Raw genomic sequence first — 21,150 nt, 5'->3', positions numbered from 1 at the left:
AATGGAATTCAACTCATACAGATGAATTGGTTATGGCCGTAAGTGAAATTCAGAAAGAGACGTTTATCAATCTTCTGGAGCAGATTCGAAGCCATGTTCAGCTTTTAAAAAAGCAGAATAAAGAGCTCTCCAGAGAAAATCTGAAGCTCAAGTCAAAACTTGATGAGATTCAGAACGAACAGTCCGACATCTTCTCATCCATCAGCGAGTCTGAGAGAATAGCCATGCGCCACAAGATTTCCGGTTTGATTGAAAAAATTGACACCCATCTGGAGGGGAAATAGTATGCAATCCATCAAGGTTACAGTTCTGGGCAAGCAGATTCCCCTCAAAGTGGAAGACAGTGAGGTTGAAAATACACGCAAAATTGCCCAGTATGTCGACGACAAGTTTAAAACGTACAGAAACCAGCTTTCCAATCAGCCCGATTCAACAATTATGATCCTCGCCTGTCTCAGCATAGCGGAAGAGGTTTTTGAACTCAGGTCACAGTATGATTATATCGAAGGGAAAGAGAGTGATTTAATGGATCAGGTAAACCAGCAGCTTGAACGTTTTGTACAGGAAATCAGCTGATTTACAGAGCAAGGCACGCAAACGGAAAAAAGTACGTTTGTACCCACACACACCCACTTACTTAAAACCCTATATCATTGTATAAAGGCGAACGATTCAATAGCTACACTCATCTGGCGGGAACCATAGCGGCAACTGCCGGTCTCTTTATTCTGCTCTATCTCTCCCTGCAGCAGCCCGATATCTGGAAAACAATCAGTTTTGCCGTCTACGGTACCACACTGCTGCTGCTTTATCTGTTTTCCACTCTCTATCACAGCATGCGTGGAAAATTAAAACGCATTTTCCAAAAATTTGATCACATTGCTATCTATCTTCTCATCGCAGGCACTTATACCCCCTTTACGCTGGTAACACTGCGGGGTGAACTGGGATGGACACTATTCGCTGTAGTCTGGGGTCTGGCAATGCTTGGAATCGTAATAGATCTGCTGCCCAGGAAAGGTCACCGGATTTTACCCATTGTTATCTATTTGCTGATGGGCTGGCTTGTGGTAACCGTTGTAGAACCGCTCACATCAGTATTCCCCGCACCAGGGTTTTCCCTGCTTGTGGCTGGTGGTCTGTTTTACACAATGGGACTTATATTTTATGTTCTTGACAGGTACCACCCTCTCGCACATGGAATATGGCATCTTTTTGTTCTGGCCGGCAGCGTAAGTCATTTTATCACCGTTTCGGTTTACGTATAACCGTCCATTCCATATTTTCTCTTCAGATTCTGACTGACATTCGAAAACCTTCACGTTCAAATATACAATGGCCAAGCCATTACGTCTTTTTTTTATTGCCGATATCGTAGGCGAACCGGGGCTTAACCTTCTTGAAACCATGTTTCCCCCTCTCCGCGATAAATATGAGCCGGACTTCATTATTGCCAATGCAGAAAATTCACATGAGGGACGGGGCCTGAACCGGCATATTGTTAAGCGGCTTTACGATATCGGTGTAAATGTAATTACGGGAGGCAATCACTCGTTCGACAAGTGGAAGATCTTTCCATACATGAAAACGGACGAGAAGCTCCTGAGGCCTCTCAACTATCCGAAAGGTAATGCAGGGTACGGGTATGGCATCTATGATACCGGTATTTCCGGACTTAAAATAGGGGTCCTCAACCTGCAGGGCAGAACGTTTATGCCGCAAATTGATGATCCGTTCAGTACGTGTACATGGGCGCTTGAACGAATAAAAAGTGAGACCGATATCGTTTTCGTTGATTTTCATGCGGAAGCCACGGCTGAAAAACTGGCCTTTGCATGGAATTTTGACGGGAAAGTGTCTGCCGTAATCGGTACCCACACGCATATTCCGACAAATGACGCACGTATTCTGCCGGGTGGAACCGGATACCTGACAGATGCCGGTATGACAGGGCCGTTCGACTCGGTTATCGGAATGGACAAAGATACATCCATACGCAGATTTACGCTTGGTACTCCCCAGAAGTACAAGATAGCCGACAAAGACAATCGCATTTGCGGTGTATCCCTTCAGATTGATCCGGAGAGCGCTAAGTGCACCCATATTGAGCCAGTCATTTTTCCAGAATTTACCAACAGCCTTTAACTCAGTTCAATATGGAAAAGACAACTGTGCTGGAGTGCCGGAATATTGAAAAAAAGTATAAATCCAAGTCAAACGGAGAAGATCTGCAAATTCTACGGGGCGTGAACCTGAACGTAAACCGATCGGAACTGATCTCCATCGTAGGCTCCAGCGGAAGCGGTAAAAGTACGCTGCTTCATATTCTGGGGGGACTGGACCGGCCCAATTCAGGCGATGTTTTCTGGCACGGAAATTCGATCTACAATCATAAACCTGAAAAACTGGCCGATCTCAGAAACAGGCATATTGGATTTGTCTTTCAGTTTCACCATTTGCTTCCTGAGTTTACGGCCCTTGAAAATGTTATGATGCCTGCTCTAATTGGAGGTACGGGACATTCCAAAGCTTCAGAACGCGCAGCAGATCTGCTTGACAGATTCGGCCTCAAAGAGCGGCTTGAGCATCGCCCGACTGAACTATCCGGCGGAGAGCAGCAGCGTGTGTCCATGGCCCGCGCTCTTATGAACAACCCATCCATCATTCTCGCTGATGAGCCAACCGGTAATCTTGACGAGAAGAATACGGAGTCTATTCTTGAGCTTCTCTTTGAACTTCGCGAAACCGAAGGGGTTTCAGTGGTTCTGATTACCCACGAAAACGACATTGCACGCCGGTGCGACACCGTTTACTCACTGCATCACGGAGTGCTCGGATAAAGCCGTGCGGGTTGTTTTTACTTGGACAAATCGCCAAACAGTGATACCTTTACCAATCTGAAAACGAATCGAATTAGATACCCTCAACCCTGTTTAATTACCACCAAAACCGATGAGTAAAAAGTTATCCAAGGAAGATCTGGAACAGGATCTGCTGATTGAATATTCCTCACGAATCATGCACTTCTATAACCAGAACAAGGCTGCTGTGTGGGGAGGTGGTATAGCCATCGTTCTGATCATAGGGCTCGTTGTCGGTTATGTAATTCGAAGTTCCCAGCAGGCGGAGACAGCCAGGGAGCTTTTGAGTGTTGCAGAACAGGAGTATCTGCAGGGTAATTATGAAATTGCACTGAACGGAAGCGAAGAAGACTTTACACTGGGTTTCGTTCAGATTGCAGATAACTACGGAAACACCACTGCGGGAAATCTCGCATTTTATTATGCAGCCGCATCCGAATTTGAGCTTGGCATGTACGAAGAGGCCCTGATGCACATTCAAAACTACGAAGTTCCCGAAGGCGTGGTTGGCGTAAGCCCTATCTCGCTGCATGCAACCATACTGTCTGAACTTGGCCGGTACGAGGAAGCTGCTTCCATGTTTGAGCGTGCTGCCAACTGGGATCAGAATGACTCAACTACACCTCTGAATCTTTATTCTGCAGCAGAAGCCTACAGGGAAGCAGGGTTAAATGATGAATCCCGGCAGATCGTTGATACAATTCTGGATGAGTATCCCAATAGTCCCGTTTCGGTTCGTGCAGAAAGATTAAAAGGTCTGCTTGCTACGGCTGACTGATCTCCGCGTCCACAGCCAACCGGTACGCAACACCTCTCTGACAAAACGTGAGACCGTCTGATACAGGATGGCCAAAATAAAACGCCGGTTCCTTCCGGTTCACTACTTTTAGTGGGATGATGGCATTAGTCTGCTTAGGGAATGCCCTGCTGAACATCCATGAAGTAAACCCTTGGGAAAGCGGGACATTTTCTGAAAAGTTCCGGTGTTGATTCGGGGTAACTTACATATTCCGACGGTATTGCCCCCCTACCTCATACAGGGCATGGGATATCTGACCCAATGAAGAGACTTTTACGGTTTCCATCAGTTCCTCAAACAGATTTCCGTTCGACCTTGCGGTCTGCTTCAGCCGTTGGATGGCTTCTTCAGACTCTTTCTCATTACGTTTCTGGAATGCACGAAGCGTGTTGATCTGCTGTAGTTTTTCATCTTCGGTTGACCTTATCAGCTCAATTTCTCTCTCTTCCTCTTCACTTTTTACATCGCTTTTAAAGGTGTTTACGCCAATAATGGGCAGTTCTCCAGAATGCTTAAGTGATTCATAGTAAAGACTCTCTTCCTGTATTTTTCCGCGCTGGTACATACTTTCCATAGCCCCCAGCACTCCTCCGCGCTCTGTCAGCCTGTCAAACTCGGTGAGGATGGCCTCTTCAACAAGATCCGTAAGTTCTTCAATAATGTAGGAACCCTGCAGCGGGTTCTCATTTTTTGTCATCCCGAGTTCCTTGTTGATGATAAGCTGTATGGCCAGAGCCCTGCGTACCGACCCCTCGGTCGGTGTGGTTATCGCTTCATCGTATGCGTTGGTGTGCAGCGAGTTACAGTTATCATAGATAGCCATCAGGGCCTGAAGCGTAGTGCGTATGTCGTTAAACTGGATCTCTTGAGCATGAAGTGACCGGCCGCTGGTTTGTATATGATACTTCAGCTTTTGCGACCGCTCATTTGCGCTGTATTTATTCTTCATGGCAACCGACCATATTCTCCTCGCCACGCGTCCAATCACAGCGTATTCCGGATCGAGTCCGTTGCTGAAAAAGAAGGACAGATTGTGTGCAAAATCATCCACGTTCAGCCCTCTCGATAGATAGTACTCTACATAGGTAAAGCCGTTTGCAAGCGTAAATGCAGCCTGCGTAATGGGGTTGGCACCGGCTTCTGCAATGTGATAGCCCGATATCGATACCGAATAGTAGTTTCTGACACGATTCTGAGTAAAATATTTCTGCACATCCCCCATCATTTTAAGGGCAAATTCGGTGGAAAAAATACATGTATTCTGCGCCTGATCCTCTTTCAGGATATCTGCCTGAACCGTTCCGCGGACTACCTGCAGAGTATCGGCCTTAATCTTCTCGTAAACATCCCTGCTTACCAGTTGATCGCCGCTGATGCCCAGTGTTCCCAGCCCAAAACCATCGTTTGTGTCCGGTAGATCCATCTCATAACCCGGTTGCGGTAGATCTTTTTCACTGAAAATTTTTCGCATTTTCTCTTTGGCTGCATCCCATTCGCCATGCTGTTTCAGATATCGCTCCACCTCCTGATCGATGGCCGTATTCATAAACATGGCCAGAATCATGGGTGCAGGGCCGTTGATGGTCATCGATACAGATGTGGTCGGTGCAGTAAGTTCGAAGCCGGAATAGAGCTTCTTCATATCATCGAGCGTACAGATACTGACGCCAGAATTGCCGATTTTGCCATAGATGTCAGGCCTGTGGTCGGGATCTTCTCCATAGAGCGTAACCGAATCGAAAGCTGTTGACAGCCTTGCGGCCGGCATTCCTTCGCTTACGTAGTGAAACCTGCGGTTTGTACGCTCCGGTGTTCCTTCGCCGGCAAACATACGGGTTGGGTCCTCTCCCTCTCTTTTAAACGGAAATACCCCTGCAGTAAATGGAAAGTATCCCGGCAGGTTTTCTTTAAGTGCAAATTTCAGCCGCTCACCCAGATTATTGGTTTTCGGCAGCGAAATTCGGGGAATTTTGGTTCCGCTTAGTGATTCCCTGAAAAGTTCATTCTTGATCACTTTATCGCGAATCTTTACATCAAACGTGTCCTGACGATATTTTGAATAGAGCTCGTCCCATCCCTCCAATATCCTGACAGGCAGAGGATCCAGCTTAACGCTCCAGTGCTCCTCCATCTCTTCGAGCCTTGAAAGCAGCAACTCCCTGTCGTCGGGGTTCCAGCTGTTGATCTGGCTGATGGTACCGCGAACCTGGTCTAGTTTTTCAGCTATTTCAACCTGCTGATCCGCCCACTGATGATAATTCTGAAGAGTTTCAGTTATTTCAGAGAGGTATCTCTGCCTTTTACCCGGAATAACGGCCTGGGTATGAAGGTCTTCTGCAGGTGTTGAATTTGTATAGAGTTTCGTTTTCCAATCAAGCGGAAAATGGTGATTGATGCGATCTGCAATTGAGGAAAACAGTCTGTGTACTCCCTCATCGTTAAACTGAGCCGCTATTGTCGGATAAACGGGCATCGATTCAGGTTTCGAGTGCCACTCTCCCCTGTTTCGCTGAATTTGTTTGCGGATATCGCGCAGTGCATCAAGAGAACCTTTCTTTTCAAATTTGTTGAGTACCACCAACTCTGCCAGATCAAGCATGTTTATTTTCTCAAGCTGGGTGGCTGCGCCGTACTCATGCGTCATCACATAGATCGGAATGTCACAAATATCCACAATCTCGGCCCCTGACTGACCTATACCGCTTGTCTCAACAATGATCAAATCGTAACCGGCAGTTTTATAGATCTCTATTGTTCCCTTAACAGCATCACTCACCGATTTGTTTGATTTACGCGTTGCCATACTTCTCATGAACACGCGTTCCGTATCAATACTGTTCATTCTGATTCTGTCGCCCAAAAGTGCTCCACCGGTTCTCAGCTTGGACGGATCAACGGATATAACGCCAATGGTGATGTCATCAAATTCAGTCAGAAACCTACGGATGATCTCGTCAGTGAGTGAACTTTTACCCGCACCCCCGGTACCTGTAATCCCCAGAACCGGAATCATTTGTCCATCTTCTGCTGAAAGGACCTCATCGCCTGCCATCAGCTTATCCCCTTCAAAACGAATCAGGTTCTCGTGATGATTTTCCAGCGCGGAAATGGATCGCGCAACCGCTACCGTGTCTTTTTGTGATATCCGTTCAACGGGAGCAGGCGAAAGCTCGTTGGTATCGTAATCGCACTCTTTCATCATGTAATTGATCATTCCCTGCAATCCCATCGTACTGCCGTCTTCTACAGAGAAGATTCTTGAAACGCCGTAGTCGTGCAGTTCCTTAATCTCACTGCCTACTATTACGCCACCTCCACCGCCATACACCCGGATATGGGAAGCGTCATTCTCGCGAAGAAGGTCCACCATATACTTAAAATACTCCATATGGCCGCCCTGGTAAGAGCTGATGGCAATGCCTTGTGCGTCTTCCTGAATGGCACAGTGTACAATTTCGTGCACGGAACGGTTGTGGCCCAGATGTATCACTTCAGCTCCGCTGCTTTGAAGAATACGCCTCATGATATTGATGCTTGCATCATGGCCATCAAAAAGGCTGGCCGCTGTCACAAATCGTACTTTATGTACCGGTGTGTACTCTGAAGGTACCTGAGGTCGGTTATCGGAATCCGTGCTTTTATTTTTTACTGCTTTCTGGTTCACTGTTGATGATCAAATTATGGTTACTAAACGTCATGGAAGCGATTCCAAAGATAAGGATTCTGAAGCAAAATCCGAGATACCGGGCAAGATGAGTTGCCAATCGGGATCATATACTGACAAGCGGACCGTTTCGGCTCATTAGTTAATTAATTGTTTACATTCTTACGGCAATTCCGGGAGTTTTTTCCGGTTTAGCCTTAATTCTCCGATTCCTCTATGACTGACTCAGAACTGATTTCCGGTTCTGTTTGGGTTGAATCACTGCGGGCTCCGAAAACAGAGAATTCCACCGTCACTTCGGAGGTAAATCCTTCCCTGACAGGCACATTTCTTCTTACTGTGTAGGGTTCGGGCGCTTCAAAAGGTGTTATGCTGCCGGAGTTCCAGCTGCCATTGTCATTCAGGTCTTCATATACGGTGATGTTATAGGTCAACGGAGGGAGATTATCGATCAGTATGGGGCCATTTCCCGTGAAAACGGAGTCAACCCGGATACTGTTTTCTGCGTCATTGATCTGAATATATCGTCTGCTCTCATCGCTGCGCACGTTTTCAAGAGAAACTTCAATGCCGCCCAGCTGGTTTCGCTGCCAGAATTCGGGATTGATCTGTTCACGTGCAAGGTCCCACGGATTCCACACTCTGAACTCGTAGCGAAGCCCGCTTTCCCAGACATCTTCAGCCGGAGAGATTCGCAGAATATGACGATCAATTTCAGTTGCGGGCCAGTTATCGAACATCTGATCACCCTCAAATACAAGTAAAGAATCAATCACCGATTCATCGTCAATGAATCGGGTATAGGTAATTTCAAGGGATTCGTCCGGAAACAAGCCGCTTCCTGAATTGTGTGAAACCGTACGTAAAGCGGTAGTGTCGGGTTCAGACGATCCTATAAACGGGTCTGTTCTCACTGTCAGGCTGTTACCGGCATTATCGGTGAACCCATTGGGCTGAACCGTGAATACGGAATCTTCAGTAAGTGCATTTACAGACTGGGCGAACATCACACCCGGATCAGATTCAGAGAGATAAAGCGGATAGGCCCGAGTAAATTCGTTGCCCAGGGTATCCGTCACTGAAAAATAGGATTCCTCATCCCAGGTTACGTTTTCCGACATCCTGATACGGAGCCGGTTCTCAGACAGAAGCCCCACCCCATCAATTGCGGGTGCGGTGGTATCCGGAACCAGGTAATAGAGTGAGCCAAGATCGATGGTTTGATCCTGTACTACACGGAATTCCTCTTCAGTAAAAGGCTGTGCCGGTTCACGTTCGGGATCCCAGATTCTGTTTCTGTTCAGGTCATCCACCCAGATGGCCCGGTATATTCCCTCACTCAGATATCCAAATGATATGCTGCCGGCTGTATCGGATTGAGCCACATACATCGCCCGTTCCGAAAAATCTACCGGTTCGCGATACAGAAAAACCCGCTTGCCGCTTTCTCCGCTTCCCGTCCGTGCATCAAGTACCTTTGCCGTTACCTCACCGCTGTCAAGCACATCACCCGTTGATACCGCGAGGTCAAACGATTCGCCCATATCGTTTCGCCTTGCATCGGCTACATCCACTCCCACTTTTACAACCACCGTGGTATTTTCAGGAAGATCATCCTGAAACTTTACGGTAGCCGTCTTTCTTCGAAAACTGTAATCGAGTTCAATCGCAAGATCCGGTTCAATACTTACGTTATTGCGAAACGAATTTCTGTCTATGAATTCATTGAATTCAAAGCTGATCTCATCTCCATCAAAGTTTGTGGTACCATTTTCAGGCGATGTGCCGATGATAACCGGTCCCGTACGGTCCGGTTCTCCGCCGCTCGGCCCCATTGGAGTGGCGCATCCGTAAAGAAACAGGAGTAAGATGATAAAAGCGGAGATCTGTAGTGGGCGCAAAATGGTATGCCGGAATATTTATTTCAGAACAACCCGAAATATAGCCATTTTTATTGTTCACGTGAATTTATCATGGCTGTTTTGAAAGTTTTTGCTCAGGCTACAGGCTACAGGCTACAGGTGGCAAAAATGCTGCAAGCTGACCCTGTAACTACCTTTCACTTCAAACATCGCTCATCGTCCATCGTCTTCCTCAAGTCCATCTTATCCCGCCTGCAGATCATCCGGTGATCACTCAAAAGGATTAAACATAAATAACTACATATCAGTGGGTTATGGGTCTTTCTCATAACCAAAAAAGAATTTGTAATAATAACAAATCTTAAAAATAGTCAACCAAAAACAGTATGAAACATAACAGTTAAAATAACTGCTTCGCCGGGTTTAGGTTATAGAGCAGCTTTGCTATTTTCACTGTCACAGAAAGAAATCAACACAGGCGCTACATGTACATAGACAATCCGGCTACCTACACCGACTATTATGAGCTCACTATGGCTCAGGGATATTATCTGGCCGGAATGCATAAAAAAAGAGCCAGTTTTGATTATTTCTTCAGAAAAATACCATTTGAAGGCGGATATGTAGTATTTGCAGGCCTCCAGGAGCTGATCAACACCCTGCAGCATCTTACATTCAGCCAATCCGAGACAGAATACCTTCGCCGTGAGAAGTTTTCCGATGAATTTATCAGCTACCTTGAAAATTTCAGCTTCAAGGGCAACATCTACTCCGTAAGGGAAGGCGAAATTATCTTTCCGGGCGAACCCATCCTGAGAGTTGAGGGCAATTTACTGGAGACGCAGCTCATTGAGACGATACTGCTCAATATTTTGAATTTTCAGTCCCTTATAGCCACAAAAGCCTCCCGAATCAAGGTGGCTGCGGGGGAACAATCCGTAGTGCTGGATTTCGGGTTGAGAAGGTCTCAGGGACTGGGAGGTATTCATGCCACGCGGGCTGCCATGATCGGCGGGTTCGACGGTACGTCTAACGTATATTCTGCAAGACGTTTTGATATACCCGCGGGCGGTACCATGGCACACTCCTGGGTTCAATCCTTTGATGATGAACTGACTGCTTTCCGGACCTACGCCAAATATTATCCGGATGATACCGTATTGCTGGTTGATACCTACGATACTCTGCAAAGCGGAGTGCCAAACGCCATCCGTGTAGCAAAGGAACTGCAGGAAAAAGGGTATTCACTGAAAGCGATCCGCCTCGACAGCGGCGACCTGGCCTACTTCTCAAGAAAGGCGCGCAATATGCTGGATCAGGCCGGCTTTCATGACGTGAAAATTGCCGCTTCCAACCAGCTCGATGAAAGGGTGATCACAAGTCTGCGAACGCAGGACGCTCCCATTGACATATTTGGAGTGGGAACCAAACTGGTTACGGGGCACCCGTCTCCTGCTCTTGACGGCGTTTACAAACTAAGTTCATTCGGCGGTGAACCCAAGCTCAAGATTTCCGAGAACATTGAAAAAATCACGCTGCCCGGAAAAAAGAAAATATTCCGTTATCTCAATGAGGATGGCACCTTTTACGGCGACGCCATACTGTTGCAGGATGAAAAAGTGATTGAGCGAATGCATCATCCCACATTTCCGGCTCAAAAGAGTGACGTCAGGCGAAGAAGGCACGAAGAGATCATGCTTCCTGTTATAGAAAAAGGAAACATACTGACGCCTGAACTGACTATCGAAGCAATTTCAGCCTACAGGAAAGAGCGCCTGGATAAACTGCAGCGTGAATTTAAAAGGCTTGAATTCCCGCACATCTACAAAGTGGGAATCAGTTCAAGCGTAATGGAAATAAGAGATGTACTTATGAAAGTTCATAAAACCTGACCCTTGCGACCATGACTCAAAAAGAGAAGAAAGCACTACTCGTAATTGATGTTCAAAATGATTTTTGTCCTGGAGGGGCCCTTGCCGTTCCCGATGGTGACGAAGTTGTTCCGGTGATTAATCAGCTTATCGACACCTTTGATATTGTAATACAAACGCAGGACTGGCACCCGGAGGGCCACCACTCGTTTGCATCATCGCACGAGGGTAAAGAACCGTATGATACGGTTGAAATGGACTACGGCACTCAGGTACTCTGGCCTGACCACTGTGTACAGGGTTCTGAAGGTGCTCAATTTCATCCTGAACTGAATACCCTCAAAACACAGGTGATTATCCGGAAAGGATTCCGAAAAGCGATTGACTCCTACTCTACCTTTTATGAAAATGACCAGGAAACGACCACCGGCCTCACAGGATACCTGAAAGAGCGGGGTATAACCTCCCTCTATGCCGTGGGGCTTGCAACCGATTTCTGCGTGAAATGGTCGGTGCTCGACGGCATTGACGAGGGCTTCAAAATGAATGTGGTGACGGATGCAGTACGCGGAATAGACCTGGACGGTTCAATTGATGAAGCATGGGAGGGCATGAAGAGCAAGGGTGCGATTTTTGTCGGGTCCGAAGAGCTGCTGCCGTAGTGACAATCAGCCGCTCATTTTTTCGCCGCTATTGTCTTTGTCTGTACGAAGGTTCTCGGTAACTTTTCCCTTCTCACTCACGGAATAACCCGACAGCATAGAGCGCTTGTTTGCTTTGCTGATCTGATCCTGAATGTAGTGGATGTGCTTTGGAAGCGAATCTCTCTGCCTGTACATGTTTCTCAGCCGCAGCCAGGCATAATATTCATCGTCCGGTTCCCCGTTCCACTCTCTCAAAAACTCCGACTGAATATCATCCCTGAAATCCGGTTTTGAAAGTTCTCTCATCCAGTATGCCATGGCATAGCTTAGCGGCAGCGCCATCATCAGAAGAATGATCTCAATTATGGCCAGTTGAATCAAAATCGGCTCCGGTTTTTGGGATGTTAGAGCGGTTCTTTTATAACCGCATGCCTCTGCACACAATTCCGATGAATATTAAAATTCGGAAGTTTTCTGCAACGAATGGACTCCCGATTGATCTTTATAGAAGGATCAGGAAAAAAATTCATCATTTGAAATGCATTATACAATCAGGGAAAGGCTTCTTCGTGCAGTAGCCGGTTTTGTGCTTTCAGTTCTTTTTTTACTCATTCTGCTGTTGGTTCCTTTAAACGGCAGCAGTCATTCAGACAAGCCTCTATCGGGTCCGGATATCACCCGGAATTCAGCAGTCAATGTCCCTTTACCCGATTCAGAATAGATTTTGTGTTCTCAGTACTCATTATTGCCCCATATTACATATAAATCCGGTGCCTAAACGGTGCCGGATTTTTTTTACGGTTTCACGACCGTACCGGAGACTGAAAGAGAATGAAATGAGGAGGGATAAAAAAACCCTGTCTGGATTTAATGTGACAGGGTTGAAATAATCTTTTAAGTGCGGAGAGGGAGGGATTCGAACCCTCGGTACCGCGTTGACGGCACACTCGCTTTCCAGGCGAGCCCATTCGACCACTCTGGCACCTCTCCGGGGAAGTTTTCAGGCTGCCTCTTTCAAAGCAACTGAACTCTGATCAACAAGAGCGCAAAAGATACCGTATTGAAACACCTAATTCAATGCGCAATGGCGCTCAATAGTTAAATCTCTGACGGGTGAATGCCTTGACCACCTCACCGTCCTGCCGGGCCGGGCGAAACCGCCACTGCATGGCCGCCTTGAGCACCGCATCCATCAGGCCGTACTGCACAAAAGGAAGCTGTTCATAATTGCCCTCGTCGTCATACAGACGAATCTCCATAATGCTCACCTCCTCCACTCGTCCCTCCGTATCCACGAGAAAATTGACGATCATCTCCAGCTTTCCGTTATACTCTTCGGGCACCTCCGAAGGTGCGGTTGCCTCTACAATTCGAACAACCGTTGGGGGTATCTGTGGATTGCTTACAATCCGCTCTTCCTCACCCGTTTCACCGGTCCCGAATCCGTCTTCCAGTTCGGGCAGATCGGGAATCTCAAGATCCATCTCAATCTCAATGTCCACTTCTATAATCTCATCGTTGGGAACCGGACGCGGAACCATAGGCCTTGGCGGCGGAGGCGGTGAGGTCTGCTGCCGTGTAATCTGTATCTCGTCCAGAAACACTCTTTCCTGTTCGGGAATTTCAAAATCAAGTTGCGGAATATATTCCGATGATGGCCAGAAATGGATCGACAGCAGGATCAGTGCCTCCACGATAACAACCGACAGCAAAAAACGCTGTCTGTAGTCAGTTTCGGACTGTTTCGATTTTTTATTGGTGCTGAACAACAGTTTCTGTGTATGGGGTTTATGAACCTTATTTACTGCAGAGAAATATCATACTTCCGGCATCCTAACGATAATGACCGGCTAAAAGATTCTTACATTGAAAATTATTTCTGATATTCTTTTAACGCACTGCGGATAAAGCCATTATGTTCGCGAAGCTTGATTTCTGCACCTTCCTTGCCGAGGCCTGTCAGAGCCATTAAAAGGGCCGTTTTTACATGATGATCTGCTTTATTCAGATAGTCTGTAGCCTCATCATAATCAATGCCTGCCAGCATCATTACAATTCGTTTTGCCCTCTCTTCAAGCTTTTTATTGGTGAGCTGAAGATCTACCATTACGTTCCGGAATACTTTTCCCAGCCGGATCATTGTACCGGTTGTCAGCATATTCAGCACCATTTTCTGAGCGGTGGCGCTCTTCATCCGGGTGCTTCCCATAATTACTTCAGGGCCTACCGGAACATCAATCATATAATCTGCATCAATTTCTACCTGATCTGCGGAAACGGTTGTCAGAAAGATAGTTACTGCACCCAGCCTTTTTGCTTCGTTTACCGCGCCATGAACATAGGGTGTGCGTCCGCTGGCTGCCAGTCCCGCTACAATATCTTTCGACGACACGTTTTGCCGCTGTACCTCTTCCGCACCAAAGGCCTCGCTGTCTTCAGCCCCTTCCTGCGCTACGAACATCGCTTCCTTTCCGCCGGCAATGAACCCCTGCACCGTTTCCGGATCCGTGCCAAATGTAGGCGGACACTCTGCAGCATCGAGCACACCCAGTCTTCCGCTGGTACCCGCACCAAAATAGAGAAGCCTTCCTCCTTTACCCAGCCCATCAGCAATCGCATCAATTGCGCGTGCGATCACGTCGAGCCTTTCTTCAACCGCGAAAGCGACCTTTTTGTCTTCGTTGTTGATTATCCCGACGATTGTTCTTGCATCAGCCAGGTCGATCTTTTCGCTCTCCGGGTTTTGCTGTTCTGTAAGCAGGTTCTGCAGCTGTTTGAACAACGCCTGATCAGATTTCACAATCAGACTCTCCTTTTCACCCACCAATTGGTCCGGTCATCAGCCGGCAATGTGCGGGAATTTGAGCTTTCCCGGTGCAAGCCGGCATCATCCGATTGAATCAGCGGAGCTATAATTGCGGCAAGAGCGTATTCTCTTTCTTCCGAAACGGGCAGTCCGGTGAAGTGGTCCGGCACAAAATGCGTATCAAAATCTCCTTCTCGGAATGCGGGATGATTCAGCGTAAACGTACAGAATGGTATGGTAGTCCTGACACCGGAAATTTCATACTCCCCGAGGGCCCTCAGCATACGTTGAATGGCTGCCTCACGGTTCTCTGCATGGGCGCAAAGCTTCGATATCATCGGGTCGTAATTGATGGTTACGGGCTGACCTTCCTCAACACCGGCATCCACCCTGATTCCGGGCCCTGCCGGTATGCGATGGCGGCTGAGCAGACCCGTACTCGGCAGAAAATTGTTTTCTGGGTCCTCAGCATAAATCCTGCACTCAACGGCGTGTCCGTTTATGGAAAGGTCTGACTGGCTGAACGGAAGCTCTTTGCCCTCCGCGATATCTATCTGAAGCGATACCAGGTCGAGTCCTGTAATCAATTCGGTTACGGGGTGCTCAACCTGCAGCCTTGTGTTCATTTCCAGGAAGTAATAGTTCAGGTGTTTATCCACCATGAACTCAACCGTTCCTGCGCCTTCGTATTTACACGACCTTGCAGCTTCCACGGCTGCCTTGCCCATCTCCTCCCTGAGTTGCGGGGTGAGAACGCAGGACGGGGCCTCTTCAATTACTTTTTGATGACGCCGCTGTATGGAACATTCACGTTCGAACAGGTGCACAACATTACCGTGGCTGTCGGCCAGAATCTGGAACTCAATATGCCGCGGTTCCTCCAGATATTTTTCAATGTAAACTCGGTCATCGCCAAATGCATTTTTCGCCTCGGATTTTGCTGATTTGACGCTGCTCACAAAATCACTCTTGTCCGAAACAATTCTCATTCCTTTACCGCCGCCGCCTGCCGCCGCTTTTACCAGAATCGGATAGCCAATATCGTCAGCGATCTCCATGGCTTCATCAATATCGGTCATAGCGGATTCGGTTCCGGGAGGATACGGAACACCTGCGTTTGCCATCAGTTCCCTTGCACGGGTTTTATCACCCATCACTTCAATTGCATAGGGTTTCGGGCCGATAAAAATCAGACCCGATTTACCGCACATTTCGGCAAATGCGGCATTTTCACTTAAAAAACCGTATCCCGGATGAATAGCGTCGGCACCTGTCCGTTTTGCCGCTTCGATCACTTTTTCCATTACGAGGTAGCTTTCTGAAGAGGCAGCCTTACCAATTAACACAGATTCATCGGCAGCCAGAACATGCGGGGACTGAGAGTCCGGCTCGGAATAGACAGCTACGGTTGAGATATTTTTTTCTTTGCATGATCGGATCACGCGCAGGGCGATTTCACCCCTGTTCGCGATCAACACTTTCTTAATTTCAGCCATTTTCAGATTAAATCAGATTTTCTCTGAGCATTATCGGATAGAGTGCCCATGGGTTGGATGTCTCTTCTTTCCATACGGTTATATCGTGCTGAAGAAACTTCATCCACAGAATATCACTCATCTTCAATGTTTCGGTCTTGTGTGAATCATTAAGATAACTGATTAATCTGAGATCTAAAGATGAAATTGACTTGAGAATCGCATCATCGTTCAAATTCGGGATAAACTCGACTGGATTATTATAGTAGCTGTTATCGTCTTTAAATCCATCCAGAAAAAGGTTGATATCATAGTAGCCTGAAATGGATATGACCTTGTCGAAAAGCTCCGGGTTTTTCAGGGCAAGACGAAGCGACTGATAGGCACCAAGTTCCGCCCCTGCGGCAATCACAAATGGATTATTGTTCTCATCATTGATATAGGGCAGAACCTCATCAATAATGTACAGTTCGTACTGCTCTTCTCTCATTAAACGGGTATACGGATCCACGTCTTTGTTCAGGAAGCTTTCAGACGCAACCGAATCGACGAAAAAAAACTGGTTGTATCCATGTTCAATCTGTTCGGAGAAAACGTCGACCGTACCCTGATCTTCCCATTCATAAAAACGGCCGTGATCTGTTGGAAATACTAGTACGGGCGTTCCTCCCTTACCGAAAATCAGCATTTCCATATCCCTGCCCAGGCTGGGGCTTTTCCATTTGATGTATTCGCGCTGCATATTATCTCTTAAGATTATTTTCCCGATCTGTTTTACCTGAAGATAGGGAAAATTTTATCTTCTGTAAGCGCTTTTCCAGCTAATAAGATTAGATTTATGATATCAAGCAGACCGAAGCTTGATCATTACCCGGGGTACAATCGAGAGCTTTTCAGTGGAGTTAAGGTATGCCCTCCTGTCGAATACATTGTAATTGTTTTCTTCAATCTTTGAGAGAATGCGGCAATAATTTTCGCGTGCAAGACAAACGGGCATGCGGCTGTCCCGATTCAGCATTGGAATCCCCAGATCAGCACTGTCGTAATACGTACGTGCCCGTTCAATCTGAAATTCCATCATTTTTATAAATTCAGGTGATAATTTTCCGGAAAACAGGTCCCTTTCCGTAATCCCAAACCGCTTTAAATCCTCCGCGGGCAGATAAATTCTGTCTCGTTTTAAATCTTCACCAACGTCGCGAAGTATGTTGGTGAGCTGCATGGCCACGCCCAGGTCAACAGCGTGATCCAGTGCCTTACTATCCGTATAGCCAAAAACCTCACTCGTCATCAGCCCCACAACGGATGCAACCTTATAGGAGTAGTCGTAGAGTTCTGAAAATGTGTTGTATCGTTTTTTTGAAAGATCCGACATCACGCCCTCCATCAGAAGCAGCGGCAGATCTATGGAAATTTTATACGTATTGAGAGTGTCTGAGAATGCAGTCAGGATAGGATCGTCCTGCTCAAACCCGCGATACGTATTGATAAGGCGGGTGCGGAATCGGTCCAGCTTCTCCTCCACTTCGAGGTGACTGATTTTTTTGTGATTAATCAGGTCTTCGCTTTCGTCAACCAGATCGTCAAGATATCTGCAAAGTCCGTAAATTGCGAAAATACTGCGCTGCTTGTGGTTGGGGAGAAAACGCGTTGCCATATAAAACGTCTTGGCATGATGCCGGGTGATGGCGCGGCAGTGCGCATAGGCCTGCATCAGGTTTTCATCTTCGAGTTCAGTGATAACAGACCGGTGGAAGCTGGTCTTTTCGTAGATCGGCCGGATCATGGTTATCGGGAGTTTAAGCAGGCTTGTCATAGGCTTCGCGTTGAATTACAGTATAAGCAATGTATAACATCACTCAAATAGTTCCCGCTCTTCAAATTTTTGCATCCTCATAAATTTTAAACTGTAATTTTAACTTCAAGATATTTAAAAGTATTTTCCGCATTATTCATAAAATATTTATCCGTCAAGCCCTCTAACCTGATGAAAGCTAAAAATAAAAAAATTACCATTTACCAGGTAGCCAACAGAGCCGGGGTAGCTATATCCACCGTTTCCAGGGTTCTGAATAATTCACCGAACGTATCAAAAAAGACCAAGGATAAGGTTAATGAAGTTATTGCTGAGCTGAATTTTCGTCCGCAGGTGAGTGCGCGAAAACTTGCCAGCCGCGAACCTCAGATGCTGGCAATAGCCGTTCCATCATTTACGACACCCTACTACAATGAGGTTCTTAAGGGGGTAAAGGATGAGATTGCGGAAATGGACTTGGATATTGTGATCTACAACACAGGCTCCAAAAACCCCAAGGAAGGAATTGAAAACTTTTTTAACCGGGGAACGGCCGATACCATTATCACCATCAGCATTGACATTGATGATGATATCCACAAGCAGCTTGACTCCTCCGGTGTACCGATTGTACTGATTGGCAGTTCACATCCCAACTACGACTATTTCGAACTCAATAACCTGAAGGGCGGATTTATGGCCGGGGAGCACCTGATTAAACAGGGATATAAGCGTCTCGGCCTGGTTGAACCTGCCATTAAAACAAAAGCATCGCATAACCGGAAAATTGGATTTCTGGATGCCATGAAAGAGTTCAAAATGCCGGTTGAAGAGAAATTTATTCTATCGGGCGACAGCACCAAACATGCAGGATTTACGGAAGAGGCCGGATTTGAAGCCATCTACAAATATGACAAGCTTGGTGATTTTCCGGATGCCATATTCTGTTCAAATGACACGCAGGCCATTGGTGCCTATCACGCTCTAAATAAACTTGGCATCAGGGTTCCGGATGATATCGGCCTGATGGGTTACGACAATATCAAGTTTACAAAATACCTGGATCTAACCACCATTGATCAAAAAATGTACTCCGTAGGCGTGATGGCCACCAAACGCCTGGCTGAAATTATCCGCCATCCATCCGACGAAAAAGTACAGACAACTATCGACCCGGTTCTCGTGGTTCGAAATTCAACGAACAACCCTAAAAAATCATAAATCTGTACTGATCAGATGGCAGAAATGCAGGAAGCTCTGGAGAATTGCATTGAATCAACCCATGCCTCCACTCCAATACGGCCCTATCGCGGTAAAGTAAGAGACGTTTACCGGCTGCAGGAGGATATTCTTGGAATTGTGGTCACAGACAGGATCTCGGCTTTTGACCACATCATGAAGCAGCCCATCCCCTTTAAAGGGCAGATATTGAACAGGCTCTCAGAATTCTCTTTTGATAAGGTACGCGATATTGTTCCTGTACATATTATTGACGTACCGCATCCCAACGTGACGATTGCCAGGAATTGTGACCTGATACCCATCGAAGTTGTGGTTAGGGGGTATCTCACGGGCCACGCATGGCGCACCTACAAATCAGGTAAAAGAGAACTCTGCGGTGTAACGCTGCCTCCGGGGATGAAAGAACATGAAAAATTCAATGAGCCTATTCTCACACCCGCAACCAAGGCAACCGAAGGCCATGATGAGGATATCGCGGAAGAGGAAATACTTGAGAGAGGAATCGTTGAACCGGAACTCTGGAGCCAGATACGCAACACCGCATTCAGGCTTTTTGAAAGAGGTACCCGCGTAGCCGCCGAACAGGGGTTGATTCTGGTGGATACCAAGTATGAATTCGGGCTCTACAAAGGTGAACTTACGCTGATTGACGAGGTTCATACCTCCGACTCTTCAAGGTACTTCTATGCTGACGGATATGAACGCAGACTGGAGGAGGGCAAACCCCAAAAACAGTTATCGAAAGAGTTTCTCAGAGAATGGCTTATGGAACACGGTTTTCAGGGCCTTGAAGGCCAAACACTGCCCGACCTGCCGGATTCGTTCCGATGGAGTATTTATCAGCGCTATGCGGAACTGTTCTCTACCTTAACGGGGTCGCCTTTTACGCCGGTTCCGGTCAGTGACTTTGATACAACGCTTGACGGGATTTTCAAGGCATATCTGGAGAATCAAAAGTAAAACTGCCCGAAATCAGTCAAATCGGTCTACTGAGTAAATGCACCGCCAATTAGTCTCTTACCGATATTGCATTTGCGACGGGTTGTTCATCCTGTTGATTTGTATTCCAGGTTGAGTCAGCCTCAAAGGTCCGTCCCATTGCCTGGAACTGACGAATGAACCGGCGCTTGTTTACTCCGGGAGCAAACTGCCAGTACTCTACCATAAACAGCCGCTCTGTTTCGGGGTCAAAGTAGGTGAAGTTCACAAACGGGCCTCCCATAAAATTGCCTACCATTTGCCACATGCCCATCGTTTCATATCCCACAATTCGATCGTCCCTCTCCACGGCCGTCATTTCAATTGGCCGGCGATAGTCTGTGGTTACGTACGAACTGTCTCTTTCTCCCTGCATATATATTTGCATCAGCGAATCACGCTTTGTGTTGATCCATTCCTGATCAACCACGGAAAAATCACTGATCTCATCGGCCCACCAGGCCCACATTCTTCTGTTGTTATCCGGCAGATACCTTGCAAATACAACCGCATCCGTTGTGTCAATTACGGGGATGTAATCGTGCTGCATTCTTACCTGCCATCCGTAATTATCCCAAAGCATTTCATTCAGATCGGTTTGTTCTCCCCTTCTGTACACTTCAGCTGTGCGCCGGTCGATGCTTCTTGACTCCAGATGGCCGACCAGGGACTGGTCCGCATTTCTTATTTTCTCCGCCAGTTCCTGATCGCTGGTTGAGCTGAGTATTAACGTCCATTGATCCCTCATCCACTGATCCTCCAGCGGAAAAGCGAAACTGTCGCCGGAACGCACACGGTTTTCCACATCATCACTCAGTATAGCCCGGATAAAGCTGGCTATATTGTTTTCTGAATCGATAGGTGCTGCAAAAATGATGTTCTTAAACTCTTGGATCCTGTCCAGCTGATCGTTGGTTCGAAAATCCCTGTAGGTGAGTTTGTACTTCGGTTCTATCGGATAGGGTATTGTGCGGATTGGAGCACCAAATGTTTCTTCAATCGCCAGAGCAGTTTCGCTGTCCCATGAAGTGGAATCCATCACAACAATGATCTCATCCATGCTGCCTATAGAGGCCGGACGGTAATCACTCTCACAGGAAGCCAGAATAAAAGCCCCCAATACAGGAATTAAAAACAGTGCTTTTTTCATACT

Annotated in this window: 20 protein-coding genes and 1 tRNA gene; 11 read left to right on the top strand and 10 right to left on the bottom strand. The window is 47.0% G+C overall.

Going from position 1 to position 21,150, the window contains the following annotated elements; translation table 11 throughout:
- The first annotated feature begins 32 nt into the window (after window positions 1–32).
- The 6 genes from DDZ15_RS04525 to DDZ15_RS04500 all read left to right on the top strand — a co-directional run bounded on the left by DDZ15_RS04525 (window position 33) and on the right by DDZ15_RS04500 (window position 3,639).
- Entirely contained in the window at window positions 33–284 is a 252-nt protein-coding gene (locus DDZ15_RS04525) for a hypothetical protein (RefSeq protein WP_109645325.1), read from the top strand.
- Window position 285: 1 nt separating this feature from the next.
- Window positions 286–576, top strand: coding sequence for a cell division protein ZapA (locus tag DDZ15_RS04520; protein WP_109645323.1), 291 nt, complete (start codon window positions 286–288; stop codon window positions 574–576).
- 77 nt (window positions 577–653) lie between these two features.
- The gene (gene trhA / locus DDZ15_RS04515; RefSeq protein WP_109645321.1) at window positions 654–1,268 is read left to right on the top strand and encodes a PAQR family membrane homeostasis protein TrhA; all 615 of its coding nucleotides are present in this window, start codon (window positions 654–656) and stop codon (window positions 1,266–1,268) included.
- Between the two features lie 67 nt (window positions 1,269–1,335).
- Window positions 1,336–2,145 (top strand): TIGR00282 family metallophosphoesterase, encoded by an 810-nt coding sequence (locus tag DDZ15_RS04510; RefSeq protein ID WP_109645319.1) that lies wholly within the window; start codon window positions 1,336–1,338, stop codon window positions 2,143–2,145.
- An 11-nt stretch (window positions 2,146–2,156) separates the two neighbouring features.
- The gene (locus DDZ15_RS04505) at window positions 2,157–2,840 is read left to right on the top strand and encodes an ABC transporter ATP-binding protein (RefSeq protein ID WP_109645316.1); all 684 of its coding nucleotides are present in this window, start codon (window positions 2,157–2,159) and stop codon (window positions 2,838–2,840) included.
- A 112-nt stretch (window positions 2,841–2,952) separates the two neighbouring features.
- Window positions 2,953–3,639, top strand: coding sequence for a tetratricopeptide repeat protein (locus tag DDZ15_RS04500; RefSeq protein ID WP_109645314.1), 687 nt, complete (start codon window positions 2,953–2,955; stop codon window positions 3,637–3,639).
- A 223-nt stretch (window positions 3,640–3,862) separates the two neighbouring features.
- On the opposite strand, the gene DDZ15_RS04495 is transcribed toward DDZ15_RS04500, so the two are convergent.
- On the bottom strand, window positions 3,863–7,231 hold the full coding sequence (locus DDZ15_RS04495) for a methylmalonyl-CoA mutase family protein (protein ID WP_423242072.1): 3,369 nt from the start codon (window positions 7,229–7,231) through the stop codon (window positions 3,863–3,865).
- 290 nt (window positions 7,232–7,521) lie between these two features.
- Window positions 7,522–9,225, bottom strand: a complete 1,704-nt coding sequence (locus DDZ15_RS04490) for an Ig-like domain-containing protein (RefSeq protein ID WP_146198511.1) — start codon at window positions 9,223–9,225, stop codon at window positions 7,522–7,524.
- A gap of 446 nt (window positions 9,226–9,671) precedes the next feature.
- On the opposite strand from DDZ15_RS04490, the gene DDZ15_RS04485 reads away from it, so the two are divergent.
- Entirely contained in the window at window positions 9,672–11,078 is a 1,407-nt protein-coding gene (locus DDZ15_RS04485; RefSeq protein ID WP_109645306.1) for a nicotinate phosphoribosyltransferase, read from the top strand.
- A gap of 11 nt (window positions 11,079–11,089) precedes the next feature.
- Window positions 11,090–11,719 (top strand): bifunctional nicotinamidase/pyrazinamidase, encoded by a 630-nt coding sequence (pncA, locus tag DDZ15_RS04480; protein ID WP_109645304.1) that lies wholly within the window; start codon window positions 11,090–11,092, stop codon window positions 11,717–11,719.
- A gap of 6 nt (window positions 11,720–11,725) precedes the next feature.
- On the opposite strand, the gene DDZ15_RS04475 is transcribed toward pncA, so the two are convergent.
- Window positions 11,726–12,082, bottom strand: coding sequence for a hypothetical protein (locus DDZ15_RS04475; protein ID WP_109645302.1), 357 nt, complete (start codon window positions 12,080–12,082; stop codon window positions 11,726–11,728).
- 157 nt (window positions 12,083–12,239) lie between these two features.
- Between DDZ15_RS04475 and DDZ15_RS04470 the strand changes: the two genes are divergently transcribed.
- Complete coding sequence (locus DDZ15_RS04470; RefSeq protein ID WP_109645300.1) at window positions 12,240–12,422, top strand: hypothetical protein; 183 nt, start codon at window positions 12,240–12,242, stop codon at window positions 12,420–12,422.
- A 180-nt stretch (window positions 12,423–12,602) separates the two neighbouring features.
- On the opposite strand, the gene DDZ15_RS04465 is transcribed toward DDZ15_RS04470, so the two are convergent.
- The 6 genes from DDZ15_RS04465 to DDZ15_RS04440 all read right to left on the bottom strand — a co-directional run bounded on the left by DDZ15_RS04465 (window position 12,603) and on the right by DDZ15_RS04440 (window position 17,798).
- Window positions 12,603–12,691 (bottom strand) — tRNA-Ser (locus DDZ15_RS04465).
- A gap of 101 nt (window positions 12,692–12,792) precedes the next feature.
- Window positions 12,793–13,470, bottom strand: a complete 678-nt coding sequence (locus DDZ15_RS04460) for an energy transducer TonB (RefSeq protein WP_109645298.1) — start codon at window positions 13,468–13,470, stop codon at window positions 12,793–12,795.
- A gap of 104 nt (window positions 13,471–13,574) precedes the next feature.
- Window positions 13,575–14,501 (bottom strand): N-acetylmuramic acid 6-phosphate etherase, encoded by a 927-nt coding sequence (gene murQ, locus DDZ15_RS04455; protein ID WP_242978874.1) that lies wholly within the window; start codon window positions 14,499–14,501, stop codon window positions 13,575–13,577.
- Between the two features lie 2 nt (window positions 14,502–14,503).
- Window positions 14,504–16,003: an acetyl-CoA carboxylase biotin carboxylase subunit gene (gene accC, locus DDZ15_RS04450; RefSeq protein WP_109645296.1), complete on the bottom strand. Its 1,500-nt coding sequence runs from the start codon at window positions 16,001–16,003 to the stop codon at window positions 14,504–14,506.
- Between the two features lie 7 nt (window positions 16,004–16,010).
- Complete coding sequence (locus tag DDZ15_RS04445) at window positions 16,011–16,724, bottom strand: alpha/beta hydrolase-fold protein (RefSeq protein ID WP_109645294.1); 714 nt, start codon at window positions 16,722–16,724, stop codon at window positions 16,011–16,013.
- A gap of 102 nt (window positions 16,725–16,826) precedes the next feature.
- Complete coding sequence (locus tag DDZ15_RS04440; RefSeq protein WP_109645292.1) at window positions 16,827–17,798, bottom strand: phytoene/squalene synthase family protein; 972 nt, start codon at window positions 17,796–17,798, stop codon at window positions 16,827–16,829.
- Between the two features lie 171 nt (window positions 17,799–17,969).
- On the opposite strand from DDZ15_RS04440, the gene DDZ15_RS04435 reads away from it, so the two are divergent.
- Together DDZ15_RS04435 and DDZ15_RS04430 are read left to right on the top strand one after the other, a co-directional pair.
- Window positions 17,970–18,998, top strand: coding sequence for a LacI family DNA-binding transcriptional regulator (locus DDZ15_RS04435; RefSeq protein WP_109645290.1), 1,029 nt, complete (start codon window positions 17,970–17,972; stop codon window positions 18,996–18,998).
- Window positions 18,999–19,013: 15 nt separating this feature from the next.
- Window positions 19,014–19,979 (top strand): phosphoribosylaminoimidazolesuccinocarboxamide synthase, encoded by a 966-nt coding sequence (locus DDZ15_RS04430; RefSeq protein ID WP_109645288.1) that lies wholly within the window; start codon window positions 19,014–19,016, stop codon window positions 19,977–19,979.
- Between the two features lie 49 nt (window positions 19,980–20,028).
- On the opposite strand, the gene DDZ15_RS04425 is transcribed toward DDZ15_RS04430, so the two are convergent.
- Window positions 20,029–21,147: a DUF4837 family protein gene (locus DDZ15_RS04425; protein WP_109645286.1), complete on the bottom strand. Its 1,119-nt coding sequence runs from the start codon at window positions 21,145–21,147 to the stop codon at window positions 20,029–20,031.
- Between the last annotated feature and the right edge of the window lie 3 nt (window positions 21,148–21,150).

It is taken from the genome of Rhodohalobacter mucosus, from assembly GCF_003150675.1.
GTDB lineage: Bacteria > Bacteroidota > Rhodothermia > Balneolales > Balneolaceae > Rhodohalobacter > Rhodohalobacter mucosus.
This window is presented reverse-complemented; position numbering and strand designations above follow the sequence as displayed.